We start from the raw sequence: 3,516 nt of genomic DNA on the forward strand, positions 1-3,516 counted from the left end.
CAAAGGTACATTGCTGATACTCGCCAGCGCCCTGTCGTTCTCGCTGTATATTCTGTTCAGCAAAAACGCCATCGGCAATATGGGCAGCCTGCTGTTTACCAGTATTGCGATGGGATCGGCAGCGCTGGCCACCATGCTGCATTACGGCATCAGCTATGGCGTCAGCCTGCCGGAAATGGACAGCACCCGCTGGTTGGGCACCATTGTGCTGGCCATATTCGCCACCGTGTTACCTTCGTTTTTAGTCAGCGAAGCGATTAAACGCATCGGCCCGGCGAAAACCAGCGTCAGCGGTACTATAGGCCCGGTGGCCACCACGCTGATGGCGATTATTTTTCTTGGCGAACCCTTCGGCTGGCTGACCGCCGCCGGTATGGCGCTGGTGATGTTTGGTGTCAGCCGACTGCAGCGTTAAAAAACATGCTGCATAAATAACAATACAAGGGTTATTTATGCAGCGAATCATCTGCCAAAGTTCAATGGCAGCATCACAATAAAGGTACTGCCGCAATCTGGAATGCTTTGCACATCAATACTACCCCCCATTCGCACCAGAAGTTCCCGCGAAATACTCAAGCCAAAGCCCTTCCCTTCCGCCAATTCCGCCGTGGACTCCAACCGTACAAAGGGTCTAAAGAGGCGCGCGATATCAGCATCCGATATTCCGTAACCACTATCTTTAATTCGGATAACGGCCTGCTCTTTAAACAATTGAGTACTGATCGTTACACTCCCACCAATGCGGTTATATTTTATTGCATTGGATAGCAAGTTAAGCAGCACCTGTCTTAAGCTCTCCCGCAACTGATGCAATACAATGTTATCTCCCGGCAGCACTTCAAGCGTAATCTCTTTAGCCTGAGCAGTTGGTAACAGAATTTTTATGCAGAATTCCAACTCAGACGCCAAAATAAAATTCTCTGGCATTGCTTTTTCAGAAGATGCTGAAAGCAGCCGATTAGTAATTGCCAGCATATGCTGGCCTGCCTGCAAAATGGTCTCGATAGAATCTCTTTGCGAGATCGTCATTGTTTCGTCAAGTAACAATTGTCCCAGGCCAATAATAGCATTCAGAGGTGTCCGTAATTCATGTCCCAGCGTTGAAAGCATCCGATACTCAATGACACTGACAGCTCCAGGTTCTTTGGCAATAAATAAATGCTGCAAAATATTCTGCGGGTGAATATTATTTTGCTCTGCCAGAGAAAAAAGAAGGGTCTGCCCCTGATTACTGATGCGTGATTGTAAGAAACTGAAAAACTGCTGATTATCCATGTCGGCCATCCTTGGTATTTTTATTTACCATTTCTTTTGAAATTCCTGGAATGATTTCCCGGCCAATGGCTTCACTCAGATCAAAGAGTATGCGAAAACTAAGGATTCCCCGTGGCATATCATTCCTACCGGCCCAACGAGCTAAAACCTGAGTAACCGTGCGCGGCTCATACCCATGCTCCAGTGCGAATTGCCGAAAACTACTGTCCCGTGCCACCAGCTCAGCCTGAACGGCTCTGAATGCCATTCGCTGCTTTCTGCTTTTACCAGAAGTGCGCTTATGTTCCGTCATAGCTGGCACGCCATCATTCCTATAGACTGCTCTTTAGTATAGGTATAATTAATACTCAAAATGAATATGTCAAGCAAAGAAATAAACAGAATGCATACACCAAGTTCCAGTGATATTCTGATTCGTCTGAAAAGTGTATTCTCTGCAAGCTCTGATGCTGAACTATCCAAGGCTCTGAACACCAGCGCACAGACGATAAGCTCATGGAAATCCCGCAATCATATACCATACGCAATATGCGTAGATCTGGCTATTCAGAAAAACCTGTCTCTGGATTGGCTGATATGGGGACGGACAGATAAGCACCCCTCAGCATCTCCCGCATTCATAAATGAATCCGGTGACACCTATGCCACCACGTCCGATAGCAGCATTCAGAAACTACTGAAGTTATTCCGGGAACTCACTTCGGAGCAACAAGCCAACGTTCTGCAGGTAGTTCAGGAAAAGCATCAAGTAATGCAGATGCAGCAACAGATTAAAAAATTACAGGCAGAGATATTAAGGCTAAAAAAAATGGATTGAAGTGTACCCATTGGGAACACCTCGTCTTATTTTCCAGCTGGCAGCAAAATCTTTTTCGCCTCCGCCACCACTGCACTGCGTAAGCTTTTCAGCAATAAGCTTTCAGTCTGCCAGTAATGCCAGTACAGAGGCACATCCAGATGATAGCCCGGCACCACATCGCGTAATTCGCCCGACTTAATATGCTCCGCCACCTGTACCTGCGGAATCATACCGTAGCCTATTCCGGCCAGCGCCATACGCACAAAACCACCGGATGACGGACACTGATGTGTACGCTGCGGCTCGGCCTGCTCCGGTGAAACACTCTGCAGGAAACGATGCTGCAAACGGTCGTCACCGCTGAAAATCAGACAGGGCAGCTGTGCAATCGCTTTCTGGCTGCGCTTCAGCTGATGGCGGCGGATAAACTCAGGACTCGCCAGTGCACGATAACGCATCACCCCCAGCGGTTGACTCAGGCCGCCATTCACCGGGGCCGCCGTGGCACAAATGCAGGCCATCACCTCGCCGTTACGCATACGTTTAAGACCGACATCCTGATCCTCAACAATAAAATCAAAATCCATCTGCACATAATCATCGCAGCGCAATAATGCTGCTGCCAGCCAGGTATCCAGCGTATCGGCATTCACCGCCAGTCGGATTTTTACCGATTCTGCGCTTTCCTGCGGCAGCAACAGTCCCTGCTCCAGTTGCTGCACCTGCTGCAGATGATTGGTCAGGCGCTGGCCAAGATCGGTCAGCCTTGGTGGCGAGGTGCGCAACAATACCGGCTGACCCAGCCGGAATTCCAGCTGCCGGATACGCTGACTCACCGCCGACTGGCTGACGTTCAACCGCTGTGCTGCGCGCTCAAAACCACGGCATTCAAGTACGGCCACCAGAGCTTCCAGAGCACGATAATCCATCATAAGAGCACCTTATATCTCATAAGATTTATTACTTGGACTGATAATAAGCAAAAGCTTATTGTGCGCGCCATCACTTTATAAAAGCTTTCGGGAAACCATCGTGGAACACCTACCCATCTACCTGACTTCAATGCTTACCGGTTTTGCCGTGACCATGGGCTTAATTGTTGCCATCGGCGCTCAGAATGCCTGGGTACTGAATAAATGCCTGCGTAATGAAAACCCGCGCGCGGTCGCAGCCGTCTGTATCAGTCTGGATACGTTACTGATTTTTACCGGTGTATTTTTTATGCACTACGTGCAGGATCTGATACCTGCACTGGTACCATTATTTACCTGGTTTGCCGTCGGCCTTTTGCTGTGGCTGGCCCTGCAGGCTTTTATCCGGGCATGGGGAAATCAGGGCGGAGCCTTAGTCGCCGCCGGAGCGGCCAGTACCGAAAGTGACTGGCGCAGCGCCGGTCAGGCGCTGCTTATTTCGCTGATTAATCCGCACGTCTATCTGGATAC

6 protein-coding genes are annotated in these 3,516 nt (G+C 49.5%); 3 read left to right on the forward strand and 3 right to left on the reverse strand.

Annotated elements, in window-relative coordinates; genetic code table 11:
- The coding region (locus B3P58_RS07200; protein WP_286716672.1) for an EamA family transporter at positions 1–415 on the forward strand (415 nt) is incomplete at its 5' end.
- A gap of 47 nt (positions 416–462) precedes the next feature.
- Here B3P58_RS07200 and B3P58_RS07205 read toward each other — a convergent pair.
- Together B3P58_RS07205 and B3P58_RS07210 are read right to left on the reverse strand one after the other, a co-directional pair.
- Positions 463–1,275, reverse strand: coding sequence for a sensor histidine kinase (locus B3P58_RS07205; RefSeq protein ID WP_286716673.1), 813 nt, complete (start codon positions 1,273–1,275; stop codon positions 463–465).
- Positions 1,268–1,567, reverse strand: a complete 300-nt coding sequence (locus tag B3P58_RS07210) for a hypothetical protein (RefSeq protein WP_286716674.1) — start codon at positions 1,565–1,567, stop codon at positions 1,268–1,270. Before B3P58_RS07210 ends, B3P58_RS07205 begins: the two co-directional genes overlap by 8 nt.
- Positions 1,568–1,633: 66 nt before the next feature.
- Here B3P58_RS07210 and B3P58_RS07215 point away from each other — a divergent pair, with 66 nt between their 5' ends.
- Positions 1,634–2,092 carry a helix-turn-helix domain-containing protein gene (locus tag B3P58_RS07215; protein ID WP_286716675.1) on the forward strand — a complete coding sequence of 153 codons (459 nt, stop codon included), beginning with the start codon at positions 1,634–1,636 and terminating at the stop codon, positions 2,090–2,092.
- Positions 2,093–2,118: 26 nt separating this feature from the next.
- On the opposite strand, the gene B3P58_RS07220 is transcribed toward B3P58_RS07215, so the two are convergent.
- On the reverse strand, positions 2,119–3,006 hold the full coding sequence (locus B3P58_RS07220) for a LysR family transcriptional regulator ArgP (protein ID WP_286716676.1): 888 nt from the start codon (positions 3,004–3,006) through the stop codon (positions 2,119–2,121).
- Positions 3,007–3,106: 100 nt separating this feature from the next.
- Here B3P58_RS07220 and B3P58_RS07225 point away from each other — a divergent pair.
- Positions 3,107–3,516 (forward strand): LysE/ArgO family amino acid transporter (locus B3P58_RS07225; RefSeq protein ID WP_286716677.1); only part of this gene is annotated, 410 nt, incomplete at its 3' end.

Source organism: Thalassolituus sp. UBA2009 (assembly GCF_002335285.1).
GTDB lineage: Bacteria > Pseudomonadota > Gammaproteobacteria > Pseudomonadales > Oceanobacteraceae > Venatoribacter > Venatoribacter alkanivorans.